The sequence below is a fragment of the Streptomyces sp. NBC_01808 genome, assembly GCF_035917395.1.
GTDB lineage: Bacteria > Actinomycetota > Actinomycetes > Streptomycetales > Streptomycetaceae > Streptomyces.
The window spans coordinates 2424673-2443113 of record NZ_CP109072.1; the positions used below are offsets into that span (position 1 = coordinate 2424673).

17 protein-coding genes are annotated in these 18441 nt (G+C 73.5%); 6 read left to right on the forward strand and 11 right to left on the reverse strand.

Features of this window, described 5'->3' with window-relative positions:
* The first annotated feature begins 92 nt into the window (after nt 1-92).
* The gene (locus OG946_RS10285; RefSeq protein WP_101424595.1) at nt 93-512 is read left to right on the forward strand and encodes a Fur family transcriptional regulator; all 420 of its coding nucleotides are present in this window, start codon (nt 93-95) and stop codon (nt 510-512) included.
* Nucleotides 513-546: 34 nt separating this feature from the next.
* Here the strand turns inward: OG946_RS10285 and OG946_RS10290 are convergent, their stop codons facing one another.
* The 9 genes from OG946_RS10290 to OG946_RS10330 all read right to left on the reverse strand — a co-directional run bounded on the left by OG946_RS10290 (nt 547) and on the right by OG946_RS10330 (nt 11199).
* Complete coding sequence (locus OG946_RS10290) at nt 547-1446, reverse strand: isoprenyl transferase (RefSeq protein ID WP_326795832.1); 900 nt, start codon at nt 1444-1446, stop codon at nt 547-549.
* A 114-nt stretch (nt 1447-1560) separates the two neighbouring features.
* Nucleotides 1561-2307 (reverse strand): DNA repair protein RecO, encoded by a 747-nt coding sequence (gene recO, locus OG946_RS10295; RefSeq protein WP_326795833.1) that lies wholly within the window; start codon nt 2305-2307, stop codon nt 1561-1563.
* A gap of 112 nt (nt 2308-2419) precedes the next feature.
* Nucleotides 2420-4318 carry a sialidase family protein gene (locus OG946_RS10300; RefSeq protein ID WP_326795834.1) on the reverse strand — a complete coding sequence of 633 codons (1899 nt, stop codon included), beginning with the start codon at nt 4316-4318 and terminating at the stop codon, nt 2420-2422.
* A 199-nt stretch (nt 4319-4517) separates the two neighbouring features.
* Nucleotides 4518-5210, reverse strand: a complete 693-nt coding sequence (locus OG946_RS10305; RefSeq protein WP_326800200.1) for a FadR/GntR family transcriptional regulator — start codon at nt 5208-5210, stop codon at nt 4518-4520.
* A gap of 101 nt (nt 5211-5311) precedes the next feature.
* On the reverse strand, nt 5312-6016 hold the full coding sequence (locus OG946_RS10310; RefSeq protein WP_047015725.1) for a response regulator: 705 nt from the start codon (nt 6014-6016) through the stop codon (nt 5312-5314).
* Nucleotides 6013-7377 (reverse strand): sensor histidine kinase, encoded by a 1365-nt coding sequence (locus OG946_RS10315; RefSeq protein WP_326795835.1) that lies wholly within the window; start codon nt 7375-7377, stop codon nt 6013-6015. The genes OG946_RS10310 and OG946_RS10315 overlap by 4 nt, the downstream gene beginning before the upstream one ends.
* 123 nt (nt 7378-7500) lie before the next feature.
* Entirely contained in the window at nt 7501-9573 is a 2073-nt protein-coding gene (locus tag OG946_RS10320) for an MMPL family transporter (RefSeq protein ID WP_326800201.1), read from the reverse strand.
* A gap of 218 nt (nt 9574-9791) precedes the next feature.
* A complete protein-coding gene (locus OG946_RS10325; protein WP_326795836.1) occupies nt 9792-10058 on the reverse strand; it encodes a protealysin inhibitor emfourin in 267 nt (88 codons plus the stop codon).
* A 10-nt stretch (nt 10059-10068) separates the two neighbouring features.
* Complete coding sequence (locus OG946_RS10330) at nt 10069-11199, reverse strand: M4 family metallopeptidase (protein WP_326795837.1); 1131 nt, start codon at nt 11197-11199, stop codon at nt 10069-10071.
* 289 nt (nt 11200-11488) lie between these two features.
* On the opposite strand from OG946_RS10330, the gene leuA reads away from it, so the two are divergent.
* Nucleotides 11489-13255: a 2-isopropylmalate synthase gene (leuA, locus tag OG946_RS10335; protein ID WP_326795838.1), complete on the forward strand. Its 1767-nt coding sequence runs from the start codon at nt 11489-11491 to the stop codon at nt 13253-13255.
* Between the two features lie 161 nt (nt 13256-13416).
* On the forward strand, nt 13417-14112 hold the full coding sequence (locus OG946_RS10340; RefSeq protein WP_326795839.1) for a TerB family tellurite resistance protein: 696 nt from the start codon (nt 13417-13419) through the stop codon (nt 14110-14112).
* 67 nt (nt 14113-14179) lie between these two features.
* On the opposite strand, the gene era is transcribed toward OG946_RS10340, so the two are convergent.
* Both era and OG946_RS10350 read right to left on the reverse strand, forming a co-directional pair.
* On the reverse strand, nt 14180-15109 hold the full coding sequence (era, locus tag OG946_RS10345; RefSeq protein WP_326795840.1) for a GTPase Era: 930 nt from the start codon (nt 15107-15109) through the stop codon (nt 14180-14182).
* A gap of 139 nt (nt 15110-15248) precedes the next feature.
* On the reverse strand, nt 15249-16259 hold the full coding sequence (locus OG946_RS10350; protein ID WP_326795841.1) for an aldo/keto reductase: 1011 nt from the start codon (nt 16257-16259) through the stop codon (nt 15249-15251).
* Between the two features lie 61 nt (nt 16260-16320).
* Between OG946_RS10350 and OG946_RS10355 the strand changes: the two genes are divergently transcribed.
* The 3 genes from OG946_RS10355 (at nt 16321) to OG946_RS10365 (ending at nt 18240) form a co-directional block, all read left to right on the forward strand.
* On the forward strand, nt 16321-17274 hold the full coding sequence (locus OG946_RS10355) for a LysR substrate-binding domain-containing protein (RefSeq protein ID WP_326795842.1): 954 nt from the start codon (nt 16321-16323) through the stop codon (nt 17272-17274).
* A 211-nt stretch (nt 17275-17485) separates the two neighbouring features.
* Nucleotides 17486-17878 (forward strand): hypothetical protein, encoded by a 393-nt coding sequence (locus OG946_RS10360; RefSeq protein ID WP_326795843.1) that lies wholly within the window; start codon nt 17486-17488, stop codon nt 17876-17878.
* Nucleotides 17879-17976: 98 nt separating this feature from the next.
* Nucleotides 17977-18240, forward strand: a complete 264-nt coding sequence (locus tag OG946_RS10365; RefSeq protein ID WP_326795844.1) for a hypothetical protein — start codon at nt 17977-17979, stop codon at nt 18238-18240.
* The last annotated feature ends 201 nt before the right edge of the window (nt 18241-18441 follow it).

Consider the following 18441-nt stretch of genomic DNA (forward strand, 5'->3'; position numbering starts at 1 on the left):
CTGCGGCGGCTGTGTCCGTTTCCGTGGGTGCTGCTGGCACAATGGCGGCTCGTGGGGCGGACAGGGCTTCGAGCGAGCAGCAGGAGGCAAGGGTGACGACCGCAGGTCCCCCGGTACGCGGCCGGTCGACGCGTCAGCGGGCGGCGGTGGCCGCGGCGCTGGCGGAGGTCGACGAGTTCCGCAGCGCCCAGGAGCTGCACGACATGCTGCGGCATCGCGGCGAGTCGGTGGGGCTGACGACGGTGTACCGGACGCTGCAGTCGCTGGCGGACGCGGGCGATGTGGACGTGCTGCGGACGACGGAGGGTGAGGCGGTGTACCGCCGGTGCAGCACCGGTGAGCACCATCACCATCTGGTGTGCCGGGTGTGCGGCAAGGCGGTGGAGGTCGACGGTCCCGCGGTGGAGCGCTGGGCGGAGTCGATCGCCTCGGAGCACGGGTTCGTGGATGTGGCGCACACCGTGGAGGTCTTCGGTACGTGCGCGGAGTGCGCGGCGCAGGCGCGGGACTGACCGCGGCGGTGCGGGCGCGCCGCGCGCGCCCGCGTCAGCGGGTGTGCGCCTCGTTGTCGAAGCCGTTGTCGAAGCCGTTGTCGAAGCCGTTGTCGAAGCCGGTGTCGAAGCCGGTGTCGATGTCGTTGGGGATGGCGCCGCCGAAGCGGCGGTCGCGGGAGGCGTACTCGACGCAGGCGCGCCACAGGTCGCGGCGGTCGAAGTCGGGCCACAGGATGTCCTGGAAGACCATTTCGGCGTAGACGCTCTGCCAGATGAGGTAGTTGGAGGTGCGCCGCTCGCCGGAGGGCCGGATGAACAGGTCCACGTCCGGCATGTCGGGGTGGTAGAGGTATTTCGCGAAGGTGCGTTCGCTGACCTTCTTGGGGTCGAGGCGGCCTGCGGCGACGTCGCGGGCGATGCCGGCGGCGGCGTCGGCGATCTCGGCGCGGCCGCCGTAGTTGACGCACATGTAGAGGGTCATGGCGTCGTTGTCGCTGGTCTGTTCCTCGGCGACCTGGAGTTCCTGGACGACGCTCTTCCACAGTTTGGGCATGCGGCCGGCCCAGCGGATGCGTACGCCCATGGCGTCGAGTTCGCTGCGGCGGCGGTGGATGACGTCGCGGTTGAAGTTCATGAGGAAGCGCACCTCGTCGGGTGAGCGCTTCCAGTTCTCGGTGGAGAAGGCGTAGACGGAGAGGTTCTTCACCCCGAGTTCGAGGCAGCCCTTGACGACGTCGAGGACGACGGCTTCGCCGACCTTGTGGCCTTCGGTGCGCGGCAGGCCGCGTTCCTTGGCCCAGCGACCGTTGCCGTCCATGACGATCGCGACGTGTCCGGGGACCAGCTCGCCGGGCAGCTTCGGCGCGCGGGCGCCGGAGGGGTGCGGCTCGGGGGGCCGGTAGGAGCGGCGGTGCCGCGTCAGGGACGTGCCGCGGATCCCTCGTCGTGCCATGTGCCGTGCTCTCCCGTTCCTCGGCGTGGGCCGTGTCGTTCCCGTCCGTTTGTTCTCTGCTGCCCGGCTTCTGCCCGCCCGGGGCCCGTCTCATGGCGGGCCGGTTCCGCCCGGCTACCTTTCGACGTGGCGCAGCGAGCGCAGGCCCCGCTCCAGGTGCCAGTGCAGATAGGCCGCGACGAGGCCGCTGCCTTCTTTGACGTGATGTGCTCCACAGCGGTCGGCGGTGTGCCAGTCGCCGGTCAGGAGTGCGCCGAGCAGCGCGAGTACCTCGGGTGACGGTACGACGCTACCGGGCACGCGGCAATCGCCGCACAGCACTCCCCCCGCGTTGACGGAGAAGAACCTGTGGGGTCCGTCGAGGCCGCAGCGGGCGCAGTCGCCGAAGCTGGGGGCGTAGCCGTTGACGGCGAGGGAGCGCAGCAGGTAGGCGTCGAGGACGAGCTGGGGGGCGTGGGCGCCGCCGGCGAGGGTGCGCAGGGCGCCGACGAGGAGCAGGTACTGCTGGGTGGCGGGTTCGCCTTCCTGGTCGGTGAAGCGTTCCGCGGTCTCCAGCATGGCGGTGCCGGCGGTGTAGCGGGCGTAGTCGGCGGCTATGGGGGCGCCGTAGGGGGCGATCGTCTCGGTCTGGGTGCACATGGGCAGGCCGCGGCCGACGAGGTCGCTGCCGCGGGCGAAGAACTGGACGTCGACGTGGCTGAAGGGTTCGAGGCGGGCGCCGAACTTCGACTTGGTGCGCCGCACGCCGCGGGCGACGGCGCGGACGCGGCCGTGGCCGCGGGTGAGGAGGGAGATGATCCGGTCCGCTTCGCCCAGTTTCTGGGTGCGCAGCACGATGCCGTCGTCGCGGAACAGGGTCATGGGCCCCATTCTTGCCTACGCGGCGGGCTTCGCGCCCGGCGCGGTACGGGCGGCGGGCGGTGGGCGGGGCCGGCCCGGGCCGGTGGCTGCCCGGGCCGGCGTCGCCGCGGTGCTACTGCGGGTTGACGGTGTCGAGGGGGAGGCGGAGCTGCTGGCCCCGGGGGACGTCGGCGTTGTCCTTGCGGACGGCGGTCAGCTCGCCGCGGTTGAGGGCGCGGTCGTAGACGCGCATGTCGTCGAGGTAGCCGTGGAAGCGGTTGGCGCCGTCGAGGCGCTGGCCGACGTCGATGCCGCCGATGCCGAACTCGCTGCCCGCGGTGGGTGAGCCGGGCGGGGCGTCGGCGGCGTAGGAGGTGCCGTCGACGCTGAGGGTGAGTTTGCCGCCGGCGCGCTGCAGGGTCACGAAGTGGAAGGCGTTGTCGTTGTACGCGCCGGTGGTCTGGACGCTGACGGCGGCCTGTTCCATCTGCATGCGGGCGATGATGCGGTTCTGCTCGGGTTCCGCGCGCAGCCAGACGGAGGGGGCGTTGCCGCCGACTCCGTAGGCCCACATGATCGCGTGGGCGCCGTTGGTGCGGCCGTACTTGAACCAGCCGGTCCAGGTGAAGTCGCCGTCGCCGACGTCGAGGGAGTCGTTCCAGGGGACTTCGACGCGGGCGTCGACGTGGGGGGCGGCGTTGTCGAGGTAGAGGGACTGGCCGAACTGTCCGGGGCGCAGGTGGGAGCTGCCGCGGACGTAGGCGGTGTTGCCGCTGCCGGAGACGTCGGGGGTGGTCGCTCCGGGGGCGGGGGCGGGGGGCTGCGGCGGGTCGTCGTTGGGCTGGTCGAGGAAGGCGTCGTTGAAGCGGGCCCAGCGGATCGTCTCGTACGGGCTTGCGGCGCCGGCTTCGTAGAGGAGGCCGACGCGGTCGCCGCCGAGTCCGACCATGTCGGAGTAGGCGGTGGGGCCCCAGTGGATGACGCGGCCCTGCTGCCAGGGTTCCCAGGTGGCGCCGTCGTCGCGGGAGGCGCGTACGGACATGACCTTGCGGTCGGCGGGGTGGGCGGGCAGGGAGGCGAGGACCGTCTCGCCGTGGCGGAGGGTGGAGCCCTGGACGACGGGGCTGACGAGGTCCGGGGTGGTGGCGAAGGGGGCGTCGAAGGTGGTGCCGCCGTCGCTGCTGACGGCGGCGGCGCGGTTGCCGGGGTCGGTGCCGCGTTCGTCGCGGGCGGCGGCGTACACGGAGCCGTCCCGGCGTTCGAAGAGGCTGAGTTCCTGGGGTTTGACGTCGGGCGGCTGGACGGCGCGGGTGTCGTCGGCGCCGAGCTGCCAGGTGGTGCCGCCGTCGTCGCTGTAGAGGAGGTGGGCGCCCTGGCGGCCGTCGAGGCCCTGGTGGTTGCCGCCGACGAGGAGGCGTCCCGCGTGGTCGCCGGTGGTGAGCTGGAGGCCGTGGCCGGGTCCTGTGGCGTACCAGCGGTCCCATGCGGGCCTGGAGAGTTCGGCGGCCATGTTGCGGGCGGCGCTCCAGGTGCGGCCGTTGTCGGTGGAGTGCTGGAGGTAGGGGGTGCGGACGGTGTCGTCGGCGCCGGGGTTGTGGGTGCTGAGGAGGGAGATGCGGCCGGTTTCGCGGTCGACGACGGGGGCGGGGTTGCCGCGGGTGTCGCCGTCGCCGGCCAGGACGACCTGCGGGGCGCTCCAGGTGGCGCCGCCGTCGGTGGAGCGGCGCAGCACGATGTCTATGTCGCCTTTGTCGGCGCAACTGTCGACGCGGCCTTCGGCGAAGGCGAGGAGGGTGCCGTCGGCGGCTTCGACGACGGCGGGGATGCGGTAGCAGAAGTAGCCGCCGGTGCCGCCCTGGAAGAGCACTTCCTGGCTGAACTCGGGTGCTGCTGCGGGGTCCTGTGCGCTGGCGTGGGGGGCGAGTGCGGTCAGGCCGGCGCCGAGGACCGCGGCGCACGCCGCGAGGGCGGTGGCGCGGCGGGGGCTTCTTCGGCGGGAGCGGTCTGCGGCAGGTGCGAGGCGTGGCTGCATGGTGCGTCTCGCTTTCGTCGGGATACGTCGGGCACGTGGGGCACGTGGGGCACGTCGGGGTGACGCGGACAGCAGTGGATAGCCCATGTCCAACGTAGGACGTGGGATGTCCACCGCGTAACGTAAAGGCAGCCCCCCGTACGGTCAAGGGTCCGTCCGCAGCTACCCGCAGTTCACCTTCTGCTCATGCCCGCGCCGCTCACCCGACGCCGCGCATCGCCTTCCCGGCGCGCGCCTCGATGCCGCGGAAGTGGGTGGTCATCGCGGCCCGTACGTGCTCGCGGTCGCGGGCCCGCAGCGCGGCGACGATCTCCTTGTGGCGGCGGGCGGTGCCCAGCGGCGAGGGGTCGTCGGCCCAGCCGCGGGCGCCGGCGACGCGGTGGAAGACGTTCCAGAACGCGCCGAGGAGCTGCGGGACCAGGGTGTTGCCTGTCGAGCGGTAGAGGACCTCGTGGAACTCGCGGTCCTCCTCGGGGAAGACCTCGCCCTGCCCGGCGCGGGTCTCCATGCGCGCGACGATGGTGTCCAGCGCGTCGAGGTCGGCCTCGGGGATGCTCTCCACCACCCGGCTGATCAGGCCCTCTTCGAGTATTTCGCGGACCTGGAGGATCTCGGTGAGGGCGTGCGCGTCGTCGCCGCCGAGCTGCACCAGGGTGCGGAACGTCAGCCCGTCGGCGAGCGGCGTCAGCGACGCCTCGCCGACGTAGGTTCCGTAGCCGTGGCGGATCTCGACGATGTCGAGGGCCTGCAGCGCCTTGAGCGCCTCGCGCACCGAGTTGCGGCTCACCCCCAGGTCGTCCATCAGCTCGGTCTCGGTGGGCAGCACCGCGCCGGGGCGCAGCCCCCGGTCGAGGATGAGCTGCATGATCTCGCGCTGGATCTGGCCGCCCATGCGCTTCCTGCGGTCCGAACGCGGCTGGGGGTGCTTCAGCTCCTGGGGCATGGCGTTATCGTACGCACAAGGAGGGACATCCTACGTGTGATACGGGAGGTTCATCCGGAAGATGAGGAAGATCCGGGAGTGATGAGCCCCGATTCGTAGCCGATGACCACCAACTGCGCCCGGTCGCGGGCGCCCACCTTGCCCATGATCCGGCTCACATGGGTCTTGGCCGTCAGCGGCGACAGCGCCAGCGACTCGGCGATCTCGGTGTTGTTCAGCCCGCGCGCCACCAGCACCAGCACCTGCCGCTCGCGCTCCGACAGCGCGCCCAGCGCCGCCCCGCCGTGCTGCGTCGCGGCCGGCTGCGGCGCCTCCGGCAGCCGCACCAGGCGCTCGATGAGGCGGGCCGTGGGGCCGGGCGAGAGCAGCGCGTCGCCGGCGGCGACGGTGCGGATGGCCTCCAGCAGCGCCGCCGGCTGGGTGTCCTTGACGAGGAAGCCGGAGGCGCCGGCGCGCAGCGCGGCCATGATGTGCTCGTCGGTGTCGTAGGTGGTGAGGACCAGGACCCTCACGCCCGCCAGGTCCTCGTCGGCGGCGATGAGCCGGGTCGCCTCGATGCCGTCGAGCTCGGGCATCCGCAGGTCCATCACCACCAGGTCGACGCGCTCGCTGCGGGTCAGCGCCACGGCCTCGCGGCCGTTGCCCGCCTCGCCGACGACCTCCATGTCGGCGGCGGAGTCGACGAGCATGGCGAACGCCTTGCGCACCAGGGTCTGGTCGTCGGCGAGCAGGACGCGGATGGGCTGCGCGGTCATGCGGTGCGGCTCCTGTCGGTGAAAGCGGTACGGGCCCCTGGCCGGTCGGCGGGGGCGGCATGGTCGCCGGGGGCGGCGGGTTCCGCGGGTTCTGCCTGTGCTGGGGGGTCCGCTTCCACGGTCTCGACGCCGTCGGGGCCGGCCGGTACGCAGGGCAGCACGGCGGTGACCGCGAAGCCCGCGGCGTCCGTGCGGCGGGCCGCCTCCAGGGTGCCGCCGACGCTGCGGGCCCGCTCGCGCATGCCGACGATGCCGTAGCCGGGGCGCGCACCGGCGCCCGCGGCCTGAGCGGCGGCCTTCTCCGGGTGGGCGGGCCCGTCGTCGACGACGGCGATGCGCAGCTCGCCCGCCCCCTCGTCGTAGGTGACGGCGATCCGCACGTGCACCGCGGACCCGGCGTGCTGCACCGCGTTGGTCAGCGACTGCTGCACGATCCGGTACGCCGCCGCCCCCACCCCCCGCGGCACGTCACGGGCCGCGTCGGCGATGTCGAGGCGCACCTCGGCGCCGCCGGAGCGCGCCGCGGCCGCCAGGTCGTCCAGACCCGCCAGGCCCGGGGGCGGCCGGGTGCCGTCCACGGAGTCGCCGCCGCGCAGCACCTGCAGCGTGGTGCGCAGTTCCGCGCGGGAGTCGCGGCAGGTGCCGGCGATGCCGTCGAGGGCGTCGGCCAGCGCCGCGCGGTCCAGCCGGCCGGGGTCGGCGACCAGCAGGTGCGCGGCCACCGACGTCTGCACGCCGATGAGGGTGATGCTGTGGGCGAGCAGGTCGTGCAGGTCCTGGGCGATGCGCAGCCGCTCCTCGGCGACCCGGCGGGCGGCGGTCTCCTCCCGGGTGCGTTCGGCGCGTTCTGCGCGCTCGACGATGGCGCCGACGTAGTTGCGGTGCACCCGCACCGCCTCGCCGAGCAGCGCCACCGACATGACCCAGCCGGAGGTGCGCAGCAGTTCCGCGCCCTGGTCGGCGTTGCGCAGCGTCAGCATGGTGACGGCCAGGACGACGAGCCCGCAGGTGATCAGCAGCGTCCGCAGCCGGGGTCCGGCGACGGCGAGGGAGTAGACGGCGACCATCATCGTGGGCGTCGGCGCGCTGTGGATGTTGTCGAGGAGGTGGTAGGGCGCCTCGGGGAGGACGGACACGAGGAAGACGGCCATCGGGTAGTGGCGGCGCCAGGCCAGCACCGCCACCATGACGAACAGCAGCAGCCAGCCGAAGGCGTCCGGCCGGTGCGCGGATTCCTCGACGCCGCCGAACAGCGCCAGGCACGCGACGACGGCGCCGACGAGCGCGGTGAACAGAACGTCCCGGCGCGTCGGCTTCTTCAGCCCGCTCAGCCGGGTCCTCGCTGACTGCATGACCACCATCCTCGCCTACGGCTCCTCAGGCGAAACTCCTCGGTACGGGCAGGGCGTTCCCGCACGCCCGCGGGGCGCGGAAACGGCCGGGGCGGTGGGCCGTACGGTGCGTACGGCCGTGGCGGGGAGGTGCTAGCGCGCCGCGCCCGCGCCCGCCGGTTCCGGCTCCTGCCGCTCCCCGGGAGCGGGCGGCGGGACCTCCTCCCGCTTCGACAGCGGCCCCGGCCACCAGATCTTCTTGCCCAGCAGCCAGCTCGCGGACGTCACCAGGTAGGTGCGTACCAGGAACGTGTCCAGCAGCACGCCGACCGCGACGACGAAACCGAGCTCGAACATCATCACCATCGGCATCGTCGCCAGCGCCGCGAACGTCGCCGCCAGCACCAGGCCCGCCGAGGCGATCACGCCGCCGGTGCGGCGCAGCGCGGTGAGCGCCGCGGTGCGGGTGCCGGCGCCGTTGGTGGCCTCCTCGCGCATCCGGTGCAGCAGGAAGATGCCGTAGTCGACACCGAGCGCCACGCCGAAGACGAAGGTCAGCAGCGCCAGTTCGCCGCCGATGCCCGGATAGCCCATGACCGGCTCGAAGATCAGGCCGCCGATGCCCATCGCCGCGCCCCACGACGCCACCACGGCGACGGTCAGCACCAGCGGCGCCACCAGGCTGCGCAGCAGGACGATGAGGATGACCAGGACGGCGGCCAGGGTGAGCGGGATGACGAGCTTGCGGTCGCCGGAGTTGGCCTCCGCCAGGTCAAGAGCCTCGGCGCTGGGCCCGCCGACCAGGGCGTCGGCGCCGTCGACGGCGCCGAGTTCGGAGCGCAGGTCCGCGATCGTACGGTCCTCCCCCGCGGACTGCGGCGGGTCGGCGGCGTAGACGGTGATCTCGCTGAACCCGTTGCCGGAGCGCGCTATCTCCGCGGAGGCGACGCCCTCGACGCCCTGCGCCGCCGACAGCACCGCGTCCGCCTGCGCGTCGTTGGCGACGACGACGATCGCCTGGGCGCTCTGCTCGGGATAGGCGTCCTTCAGCTTCTCCATCGCGGTGATCGACTCGGGCTTGTCGGTGAAGGCGTCCTCCTGCTTGAGGTTGCCCGGCAGGTTGAACGCGCCGAGCGCCAGCGCGCCCAGCAGCACCACGCCGCCCAGGAGTATCGCCGCCGGGCGGCGGCCCACCGAGGAGCCCATCCGGTCGAAGAAGCCGCGCCGCTTGGGCTCGCTGCCGTAGGCGGGGACCAGCGGCCAGAAGATGCGGCGGCCGAAGAGCACCATCAGCGCCGGCAGCAGCGTCGTCATGACCGCCAGCGCGCACACCACGCCGACCGCGCCGACCGGGCCGAGGCCCGCGCTGGAGTTGAGGTCCGCGGCCAGCAGGCAGATCAGGCCCGCCGCGACCGTACCGGAGGAGGCGAGGATCGCCGGGCCGCAGTTGCGCACCGCCGTCAGCATCGCTTCCTGCGGGTCGGTGGTGCGGCGCAGTTCCTCGCGGTACCGCGCGACGAGCAGCAGCGCGTAGTCGGTGCCCGCGCCGAAGATGAGCACCGTCATCACCGCGGAGCTCATCGAGTTGACCGTCAGGTCGAACGCCTGGACGAGGCCGTAGACGAGGGCCATGGCGCTCATCGACGCGACGCCCACGCAGACCAGCGGCAGCAGCCACAGGAACGGGCTGCGGTAGGTGAGGATCAGCAGGATCGTCACGATGCCCGCCGTGGCGTACATCAGGGTGCCGTCGACCTCTTCGTAGACCGCCTCGGAGTCGGCCTGGATGCCGGCGGGGCCGCCGAGTTCGACGGACAGGCCCTCGGGGGGATCCGCGACGACCTCCTCGCGGATCTCCTCGACGGCCGCCGACTGGGCGTCCTCGTCGGGCAGTCCGACGACGGAGAACGGCAGCATCAGCGTGCTGCCGTCCTCGGACGGCACGGCCTGCGGCGTGCCGTCCTTCGCCAGCTCGAACCGGTCGGCGACCTCGCCGGCGTGCTCGGCGGCCAGTTCGCGGTCGGCGGCGGTGACGCCGCCGTCGCGCTGGTAGACGAGGATGCCGGCGAGGGTGTCGCCGCCGGGCATGTCCTCGGCGATCTGCGACACCTGGGTGGAGTCGGCGCTGCCGGGCAGGTAGTCGACGGCGCGGTCGCGGCTGACGTCGCCGAGCTTGCTGCCGAACGGCATGGCCAGGGCGAGGACCGCGACCCACAGGCCGAGCACGGCCCAGGGCAGCCAGCGGCGCCCCGGTCTCCTCGCGGGGCCTGGTGGCGCTTCGGGTGGTGCGGAAACGGCGCCCATGGCGGGCTCTCCCTCCGGGAAGCAACTGGACTGCGCCCAGCTTCCCCCGGGGATCCGGCACCGGGCTTCGCTCCCGGGTGCGAAACCTCGCCTACTGCACGGGGTGGCCTAGGGCCGCCGCTGCTCCCCGGGGAGTACTCCTACGCACCCTCCTTCAGCACCGTCCGTACGAGCGCGCGTTGCGCGTCGGTCAGCTTCGGGTCGGCGAAGTGCACGGTGCGGCCCCCGGCCGTGACGCGGTACGCGAAGCCGTCCGGTACGCCCGCGGACGGGGCCGCGCTGCCCTCCGCGAGCGCCCGTCCTGCCAGCGCCTCCAGGCCGGCCGCGTCCGCGCGGCCGGCCGTGTCCAGGGTCGCCTCGCGGGTCAGGCCCGCGAAGCCCCCGGTGCGGGTGACGGTGATGCGCATGTCCCCACGCCTACCCCGCCTGCGGCGCCGCACCCTCCCGGGCCGGGTTCTGCCGCGGCACCGTGGCCCCCGCGTCGGTGTCCACCCCGACCTGCGACCACGCCGAGAGCACCGCGGTGCGCTCCGCGCCGTCGCCGTAGCGGGCCTCGGCGGCGGCGACGGTGGCGGCGGCGAACGCGGCGAAGTCGGCGGTGGTGGTGAGGCCGCCGCCGGTCAGCACGTCGTACCAGATGCGGCCTGCACGCTCCCAGGCGTTGCCGCCGAGGTCGGTGGCCAGCAGGTAGAAGGCGTGGTTGGGGATGCCGGAGTTGATGTGGACGCCGCCGTTGTCGGTGGAGGTGTCGACGTAGTCGGCCATCGTCGCCGGCTGCGGGTCCTTGCCGAGGACGTCGTCGTCGTAGGCGGTGCCGGGGGCCTTCATCGAGCGCAGCGCCTCGCCGGACACCCCGGGGGCCAGGAGCTCGGCGCCGATGAGCCAGTCGGCGTCGGCGGCGCTCTGGCCCAGGACGTACTGCTTGATGAGGGAGCCGAAGACGTCGGAGACCGACTCGTTGAGCGCCCCGGACTGGCCGAAGTACTCCAGGTTCGCGGTGTACTGGGTGACGCCGTGCGTCAGCTCGTGGCCGATGACGTCGACGGCGAGGGTGAAGTCGAGGAACACCTCGCCGTCCCCGTCGCCGAAGACCATCTGCTCGCCGTCCCAGAAGGCGTTGCCGTAGTCCTCGCCGTAGTGGACGGTGGCGTTCAGCGGCAGCCCGGCGCCGTCGATGGAGTCGCGGGCGAAGCTGCTGAGGAACAGGTCGAAGGTGGCGCCGAGGCCGTCGTACGCGCGGTTGACGGTGGCGTCGTCGACCGCCGCCCCGCCCTCCTTGCGGACTTCCGTGCCCGGCAGGTCCTGGGTCTGCCCGGCGTCGTAGACCGTCCGCTTCGGCTTCGCGTCGTCCGGCGCCTGCCGCGCGGCCGGCGGGGCGGCGGCGCCGCGCACCGTGGTGATGCGGCGGCGGGTGCGCTGCAGCGCGTCGCGCTCCAGGGTGCGGCGGGCGCGGGCCGACAGCGCCGGGTTGTCCGTACGGGCCAGCTTGTCCAGCATGTGGGGCGGCACGATCGTGCAGAACACGGGGGTACGTGAGGATGCATCCATACCCTGCAATGTGTCACTGAGTAATCGACTTGTCACTCCCCGCAGCGAATTCTTCGCGATTTCGGGTGTCGGGGGCCGCCGCGGACTCGGCGCGGGGTCTCGCATCGTGATACTGATCGGCCGGCGCCGCCGCGGCTGGGCTACATTGGTCGGCATCGTGCGTTACGGGCTGCTTCTTCTTAGCCGCCGCGGCGAGGGTCTGCTGTCGTAGACCGACCCCCTCCCCGCGGAGTCCGGTGCTGCCACCCGTCGGTCGACGACCAGCTCGCGCGAAGGAGCCCACGCCACCATGGACCACCCCGGTAACGCCGTCGGCCGCGGTACGCCCGTCACCGCCGCCACCGTACGCCAGCAGCCCTCCGGCATGCCCGTGCACCGCTACCGCCCGTACGACGCCGTCGACATCCCCGACCGCACCTGGCCCGGCAACCGCATCACCCACGCGCCCCGGTGGCTCTCCACCGACCTGCGCGACGGCAACCAGGCCCTGATCGACCCCATGTCGCCGGCGCGGAAACGCGCCATGTTCGACCTCCTGGTACGCATGGGCTACAAGGAGATCGAGGTCGGCTTCCCCTCCTCCGGGCAGACCGACTTCGACTTCGTCCGCTCCATCATCGAGGACGGCGCCATCCCCGGGGACGTGACGATCTCCGTCCTGACCCAGGCCCGCGAAGAGCTGATCGAGCGCACCGTGGCCTCGCTGAAGGGCGCCCACCGCGCCACCGTCCACCTGTACAACGCCACCGCGCCCGTCTGGCGCGAGGTCGTCTTCCGCGGCTCGCGCGACGCGGTGAAGCAGATCGCCGTCGACGGCACCCGGCTGGTCGTGGAGTACGCCGAGAAGCTGCTCGACGACCGCACCACCTTCGGCTACCAGTACAGCCCGGAGATCTTCACCGACACCGAGCTGGACTTCGCGCTGGAGGTCTGCGAGGGCGTCATGGACGTCTGGCAGCCCGAGGACGGCCGCGAGATCATCCTCAACCTGCCGGCCACCGTCGAGCGCTCCACGCCCTCCACGCACGCCGACCGCTTCGAGTGGATGTCGCGGAACCTGTCCCGCCGCGAGCACGTCTGCCTGTCCGTCCACCCGCACAACGACCGCGGCACCGCCGTCGCCGCCGCCGAGCTGGCGCTCATGGCGGGCGCCGACCGCGTCGAGGGCTGCCTGTTCGGGCAGGGCGAGCGGACCGGCAACGTCGACCTGGTCACCCTGGGCATGAACCTGTTCTCGCAGGGCGTCGACCCGATGATCGACTTCTCCGAGATCGACGAGATCCGGCGCACCTACGAGTACTGCAACCAGATGGGCGTCCACCCCCGCCACCCCTACGTCGGCGACCTCGTCTACACCGCCTTCTCCGGCTCCCACCAGGACGCCATCAAGAAGGGTTTCGAGGCGATGGAGGCCAAGGCCGCGCAGGCCGGCAAGCCCGTCGAGGAACTGGCCTGGGCGGTGCCGTACCTGCCCATCGACCCCAAGGACGTGGGCCGCTCCTACGAGGCCGTCATCCGCGTCAACTCCCAGTCCGGCAAGGGCGGCGTGGCGTACGTGCTCCAGCACGACCACAGCCTCGACCTGCCGCGGCGCATGCAGGTGGAGTTCTCCCGCATCATCCAGACCAAGACCGACGCCGAGGGCGGCGAGGTCACCCCCGCACAGATCTGGGACGTCTTCCGCGACGAGTACCTGCCCAACCCCGGCAACGCCTGGGGCCGCATCCAGCTCCGCGGCGGGCAGACCACCACCGACCGCGACGGCGTCGACACCCTCACCGTCCAGGCCGACGTCGACGGCGCCGAGACCACCCTCGTCGGCACCGGCAACGGCCCCATCTCCGCGTTCTTCCACGCCCTCCAGGGCGTCGGCATCGACGCGCGGCTCCTGGACTACCAGGAGCACACGATGAGCGAGGGCGCCAGCGCGCAGGCCGCCTCGTACATCGAGGTCGCCGTCGACGGCAAGGTGCTGTGGGGCATCGGCATCGACGCCAACACCACGCGCGCGTCGCTGAAGGCCGTCGTCTCCGCGGTCAACCGCGCCGCCCGCTGACCACCGCGGCACCCCCGGAGCACCGGGCGCCCCGCGCGCCGTCCGGCCGCGGACGGGGCGCGGGGCGCGGCTCGTTCGCACCGCCTTGACGTGCACGAGGGCTGACGATGTCGGCCGGTGTGGTTAGCATCACGTCAGCGCGGCAGCGTTGCCGAAGCGTGATGGAGGTCGACGTGACGCATATCCTCCGCCGGTTCGCCGGCGTGCGGACGTCCTGGCACACCGAGTCAGACGGTGAGTTCTTCTGCCCCGGCTGCGGCGGCGACCGCAACTACCGCAGGCGCAGCGGCAGACGGCGGTTCACCGTCCTCGGCGTGCCCGTGCTGCCCCGCGGCGCCGCGGGACCCGTCGTCGAATGCGCCGACTGCGGCGGCCACTTCGGCCTCACGTCCCTGGCGGAGCCCACCTCGACGCGCTTCGCGCTGCTGCTGCGCGACGCCACCCACGCCGTCGCGCTCGCCGTCCTGCACGCCGGCGGCACCTCCTCCTCCGCCGTCCGCTGCACCGCCGTCACCGCCGTGCGCACCGCGGGCTACGACGACTGCACCGAGGAGCAGTTGCTGACGCTGCTGGCCGCCATCGAGGCCGACTCGGGGCGGATGCCCGACCTGTGCGCCGACCTGCCGCCGGAGCAGCGGAACTTCGAGGCGGAGCTGCGCGAGACGCTGGCGCCGCTGGCGCCCCATCTGGTGCCGGTCGGGCGGGAGTCGATCCTGCTGAGCGGGGCGCGCATCGCGCTCGCGGACGGGGCGTACACGCCGCCGGAGTGGGAGACCCTCGCCGTCGTCGGCGACGCGCTGCTGCTGCCGGCCTCGGACGTCGAGCGGCTGCTGACGTCGGCGCGCACGCCGTCGTAAGGGGCGCGCGGGACCCGCGCGCCTCCACGCGCCCCCGCGTACCGCCCGCCCCCTGCCCTCCCCGGGCTCAGAAGCCCAGCCGGCGCAGCTTCTTCGGGTCCCGCTGCCAGTCCTTGGCGACCTTCACATGGATGTCGAGATACACCGGCATGCCCAGCAGCGCCTCGATGTGCCCGCGGGCCTTGGTGCCGATCTCCTTCAGCCGCTTGCCCTTCGGCCCGATGACGATCCCCTTCTGGCTGTCGCGCTCGATGAACAGGTTCGCGTGGATATCCAGCAGCGGCCGGTCCGCCGGGCGGTCCTCGCGCGGCTCCATCTCGTCGACCACCACCGCGATCGAGTGCGGCAGCTCGTCCCGTACGCCCTCCAGAGCCGCCTCCCGGATCAGCTCGGCGACCATCACCTGCTCCGGCTCGTCCGTCAGCTCCCCGTCCGGGTACAGCTCCGGGCCCTCCGGCAGCAGCGGCACCAGCAGGTCCGCGAGCAGGCCGACCTGCTTGCCCTCGACCGCCGAGACCGGCACCACCTCGGCCCACTCGAAGCCCAGGTCCTTCGCCATCCGGTCCACGGCCACGAGCTGCGCGGCGACCGTGTCGGAGTCGGCCAGGTCGGTCTTGGTGACGACGGCGACCTTCGGGGTACGCCGCAGGGCGGCCAGCTCGCCGGCGATGTACCGGTCGCCCGGGCCGATCTTCTCGTTCGCCGGCGCGCAGAAGCCGATCACGTCGACCTCGGCCCAGGTCGCGCGCACCGCGTCATTGAGCCGCTGGCCCAGCAGCGTGCGCGGCTTGTGGTAGCCGGGGGTGTCGACGAGCACGAGCTGCGCGTCGGGGCGGTGGACGATGCCGCGCACGGTGTGCCTGGTCGTCTGCGGCCGGCTGGAGGTGATGGCCACCTTCTGGCCGACCAGCACGTTGGTCAGGGTCGACTTGCCGGCGTTGGGCCGGCCGACGAAGCAGGCGAAGCCGGAGCGGTGCCCGGTGTCAGGGGTGGTCATGGGGAGCATTCTCCCCGACCGCCGCCCGGCACCCGCCGCCGCTCCGGTCCCGGCGACCGCGGCGGGCGGCAGACGGCGGGCGGCGGGCGTCCCGCTCGGGCGGCAGGCGCTACGTGCCGACCGCCGATCGCGGCGGGTGCTACGCGCCCAGCAGCCGTGCCCCGCCCTCCGGGGCCAGCCCGTCGAGGACCTTGTCGATCCGCGCCAGGGTGTCGGGGTGCAGCTCGACGTGCGCGGCCGCCACGTTCTCCTCGATGTGCGCCGGCGTCCGGCTGCCGGGGATGGGCACGACGTGGTCGTCCTGGTGCAGCAGCCACGCCAGCGCGAGCTGCCCCGGGGTCAGCCCCACGTCGGCGGCCACCGCGCGCAGCGGCGCGAAGCGGTCGTGGTTGGCCTTGAGGTTCGCCGCGTCGAAGGCGCCGATGTTGCGGCGGAAGTCGCTCTCCGCGACGTCCGTCACGGAGCCGGTGAGGAAGCCCGTACCCAGCGGCCCCCACGCGACGAGACCGACCCCTAGCTCGCGCGCCGCCGCGTGCAGCTCCGGGTCGACCGGCGTCCACATCGACCACTGCGCCTGCACCGCCGCGACGGGGTGGACGGCGTGCGCGCGGCGCAACTGGTCCGCGGTGACGTTGGACAGGCCCAGGTGGCGGACCTTGCCCTCGGCGACCAGCTCGGCCATCGCGCCCGTGGTGTCCTCGATCGGCACGGCGGGGTCGGGGTAGTGCACGTAGTACAGGTCGATGCGGTCGGTGTCCAGGTTGCGCAGTGAACTCTCGGCGTAGCCGCGCACGTACCGCGGCTCGGCGTTGACCGTGAGGTGGCCGAAGGCGTAGCTGACGGGATGCGTGCGGCCCTCGGCGCCCTCGGGCAGGCGCAGCCCGAACTTCGTGGCCACCACCACCTCGTCGCGCCGGCCGCGCAGCGCCCGGCCGACCAGGCGCTCGTTGTGGCCGTCGGGGCCGTAGGCATCGGAGGTGTCGATGTGCGTGGCGCCCGCGTCGAGCGCGGCGTGCACCGCGGCGACGCCGCGGTCGTCGTCGGTCTCGCCGTACACACCGGGCGAGAGCACCATCGCGCCGTAGCCGATGGCCGGGGATTCCAGGGCGCCGAGGGTGCGGGAGGGGACGGTGTTCGAAGCTGTCGTCATGCCCGCAGCCTCCGCTGAATTGCGTGGCGGCGTCCAAGACCTATGGCTATAACCGGTGGCTATGGACGTCCACGTACGCGATCTGCGCTACTTCACGGCGGTCGCGGAAGAGCTGAGCTTCACCCGCGCCGCCGAGCGGCTGTACGTCTCGCAGCCCGCGCTCTCCAAGCAGATCCGGGCGCTGGAGCGGCAGCTCGGCTTCCCCCTCTTCGAGCGGCGGGCGCGCACGATCGCGCTCACCCCGCAGGGCGCGGCGCTGCTGCCGGCGGCGCGGGAGCTGACGGCGGGCTGGGCGGAGGCGGTACGGGCCGCGCGCAGGGCCGGTCCCGCGGAGTCGCTGGCGGTGGGCATGCAGACGGCGGTGGGGCGTGACCTGCAACGGGAGGTGCTGGGCCGGTTCCGGGAGCGGGGCTGGCGGATCTCGCTGCGGCTGGTCAACTGGGAGGACCCCACGGCGGGGCTGGCCGGCGGGGGCGCCGACGCGGCGTTCTGCTGGCTGCCGGTGCCGGGGGTGGGCACGGAGCTGACGGCGAAGGTCCTCGCCCGGGAGGAGCGCTGGGTGGCGCTGCCGCGGGGGCACCGGTTCGCGGGCCGGGCGTCGGTGGACTTCGCGGAGCTGCTGGACGAGCCGTTCGTGGCGCTGCCGCGGTCGGCGGGCGTGCTGCGCGACTTCTGGCTGGGCACGGCTGAGCGGGCCGGACGGGAGCCGGTGGTGGCGCTGGAGGCGTCGGCGCCGGAGGAGGTGTTCGAGGCGGTGGGCGCGGGCCTGGGCGTGGTCCTGCTGGCGGAGGGCAACGCCCGGCTGTACCCGCGTCCGGACGTGGTGTCGGTGCCGGTACGGGGGCTGGCGCCGTGCGAGCTGGCGCTGCTGTGGCGGACGGCCGACGGGCGGCGGGAGGTCGCGGAGTTCGCGGCGGCGTTCCGGGAGCCACCGGCGGCGGCGGGCGGCAGAGCGGAACCGGGACCGGGACGGCGGGGCGGCAGCGCCCGGGGGAGCACGAGGGAGCACACATAGGCCGTCTCGGCCAGCGCGGCCAGCGCGAGCGTGAGGCACGTACGTGGACGGGGCGCGGGGGTGTCGTCGCGTACGCCTGGGGCGCGGGCGTGCGCCGCGCGGGCGGGGTCCTGGCGTACGGCGCGGGCGCCGGGTGGAGGGCGCGGCGGCGCGCGGAACATCACCCTCAGGATGGACTGTACGGAACGTAGCACCATGGTTACCTGAAGTCGTGATCGTCCGTGCCGCGCTCGTCCGCGGGCTCGCTCTGCGCGCCGTGCTCGCGCTGCTCCTCGGGGTGCTGCTGGTGCCCGGCGGAGCCGTCGAGCGCGCGAGCGCCGCGGACGGCTTCTCCACGTCCTCCGCCGCCCCCGGGGCGGCCGGAGCCGCGGGCGAGGCGGCCCCCGGCGAGGACACAGGACCGGCGCCCGCCCTCGCCCGGCGCGGGCCGCGGCCGGCGAAGGCCGGGCGCACCGACTACGCCGGCCGCGTGGCGGCTGCCGCCTGGCCCGCGCCCCGGATGCCCCGCGGCGCCGAGCAGACCGGCTCCCCGTGGTGCCCGTACGCCCCGGAGGCGGCGGTGCTCGCCGCCGCCCGGACGCGTTACGCCGTGCTGCGCTGCTGACAGGGCCCGCGGGGCGGGCCCGTCCGCGTACGGACGGACGCCTGCCCTGCTGCCCGTGCCCCCCACGTCAGCACGCCAGCGGCAAGCCGGAGTTCGCCATGCCGATCGATCCTTCGCGCGCGCTCGAAGCGTACGTGCGCGCCCAGGCCCTCCCACCCCCGCCCGCCGACCAGCCCGCCGACCAGCCGCCCGCCCCCGAGCCCCGGGACCGCCGCCCCGCCGGCCGCGACCCGGCGCCCGACGACCCCGACGCCGTACCCGATCCCACCCCCCGTCCCGCCCCCGCAGAACCGCAGGCCGACGCCGCCCGCCCCGCCCCCGACGTCCCGCCCGAGCCGCCGGGGGCTCCGCTGCCGGCGTAACGGCACCCCGCCGCTCACGGGCTACCGCGGTACCGCGGTAGCCCGTGAGCGGCCACCCGCTCCTCTTCCACACGTCTGGCGTACCGTCCTCGAAACTCACTGGCCACAGCCGCACCTCCCCCCGTTACGATGGCGTCAGGGCCTGCGTGTGGAGCAGGCGTCGGGACCCCGGGCGTGGTCCGTCCGGCGGGCCCTCCTCAC

Bases quoted from the DNA above. Each gene is read 5' to 3' on its own strand.
- OG946_RS10290 (WP_326795832.1), bottom strand. From the start codon at position 1,446: ATGGCACGACGAGGGATCCGCGGCACGTCCCTGACGCGGCACCGCCGC.
- recO (WP_326795833.1), bottom strand. From the start codon at position 2,307: ATGACCCTGTTCCGCGACGACGGCATCGTGCTGCGCACCCAGAAACTG.
- OG946_RS10300 (WP_326795834.1), bottom strand. From the start codon at position 4,318: ATGCAGCCACGCCTCGCACCTGCCGCAGACCGCTCCCGCCGAAGAAGC.
- OG946_RS10305 (WP_326800200.1), bottom strand. From the start codon at position 5,210: ATGGGCGGCCAGATCCAGCGCGAGATCATGCAGCTCATCCTCGACCGG.
- OG946_RS10310 (WP_047015725.1), bottom strand. From the start codon at position 6,016: ATGACCGCGCAGCCCATCCGCGTCCTGCTCGCCGACGACCAGACCCTG.
- OG946_RS10315 (WP_326795835.1), bottom strand. From the start codon at position 7,377: ATGGTGGTCATGCAGTCAGCGAGGACCCGGCTGAGCGGGCTGAAGAAG.
- OG946_RS10325 (WP_326795836.1), bottom strand. From the start codon at position 10,058: ATGCGCATCACCGTCACCCGCACCGGGGGCTTCGCGGGCCTGACCCGC.
- OG946_RS10330 (WP_326795837.1), bottom strand. From the start codon at position 11,199: ATGGATGCATCCTCACGTACCCCCGTGTTCTGCACGATCGTGCCGCCC.
- leuA (WP_326795838.1), top strand. From the start codon at position 11,489: ATGGACCACCCCGGTAACGCCGTCGGCCGCGGTACGCCCGTCACCGCC.
- OG946_RS10340 (WP_326795839.1), top strand. From the start codon at position 13,417: ATGGAGGTCGACGTGACGCATATCCTCCGCCGGTTCGCCGGCGTGCGG.
- era (WP_326795840.1), bottom strand. From the start codon at position 15,109: ATGACCACCCCTGACACCGGGCACCGCTCCGGCTTCGCCTGCTTCGTC.
- OG946_RS10350 (WP_326795841.1), bottom strand. From the start codon at position 16,259: ATGACGACAGCTTCGAACACCGTCCCCTCCCGCACCCTCGGCGCCCTG.
- OG946_RS10355 (WP_326795842.1), top strand. From the start codon at position 16,321: ATGGACGTCCACGTACGCGATCTGCGCTACTTCACGGCGGTCGCGGAA.
- OG946_RS10365 (WP_326795844.1), top strand. From the start codon at position 17,977: ATGCCGATCGATCCTTCGCGCGCGCTCGAAGCGTACGTGCGCGCCCAG.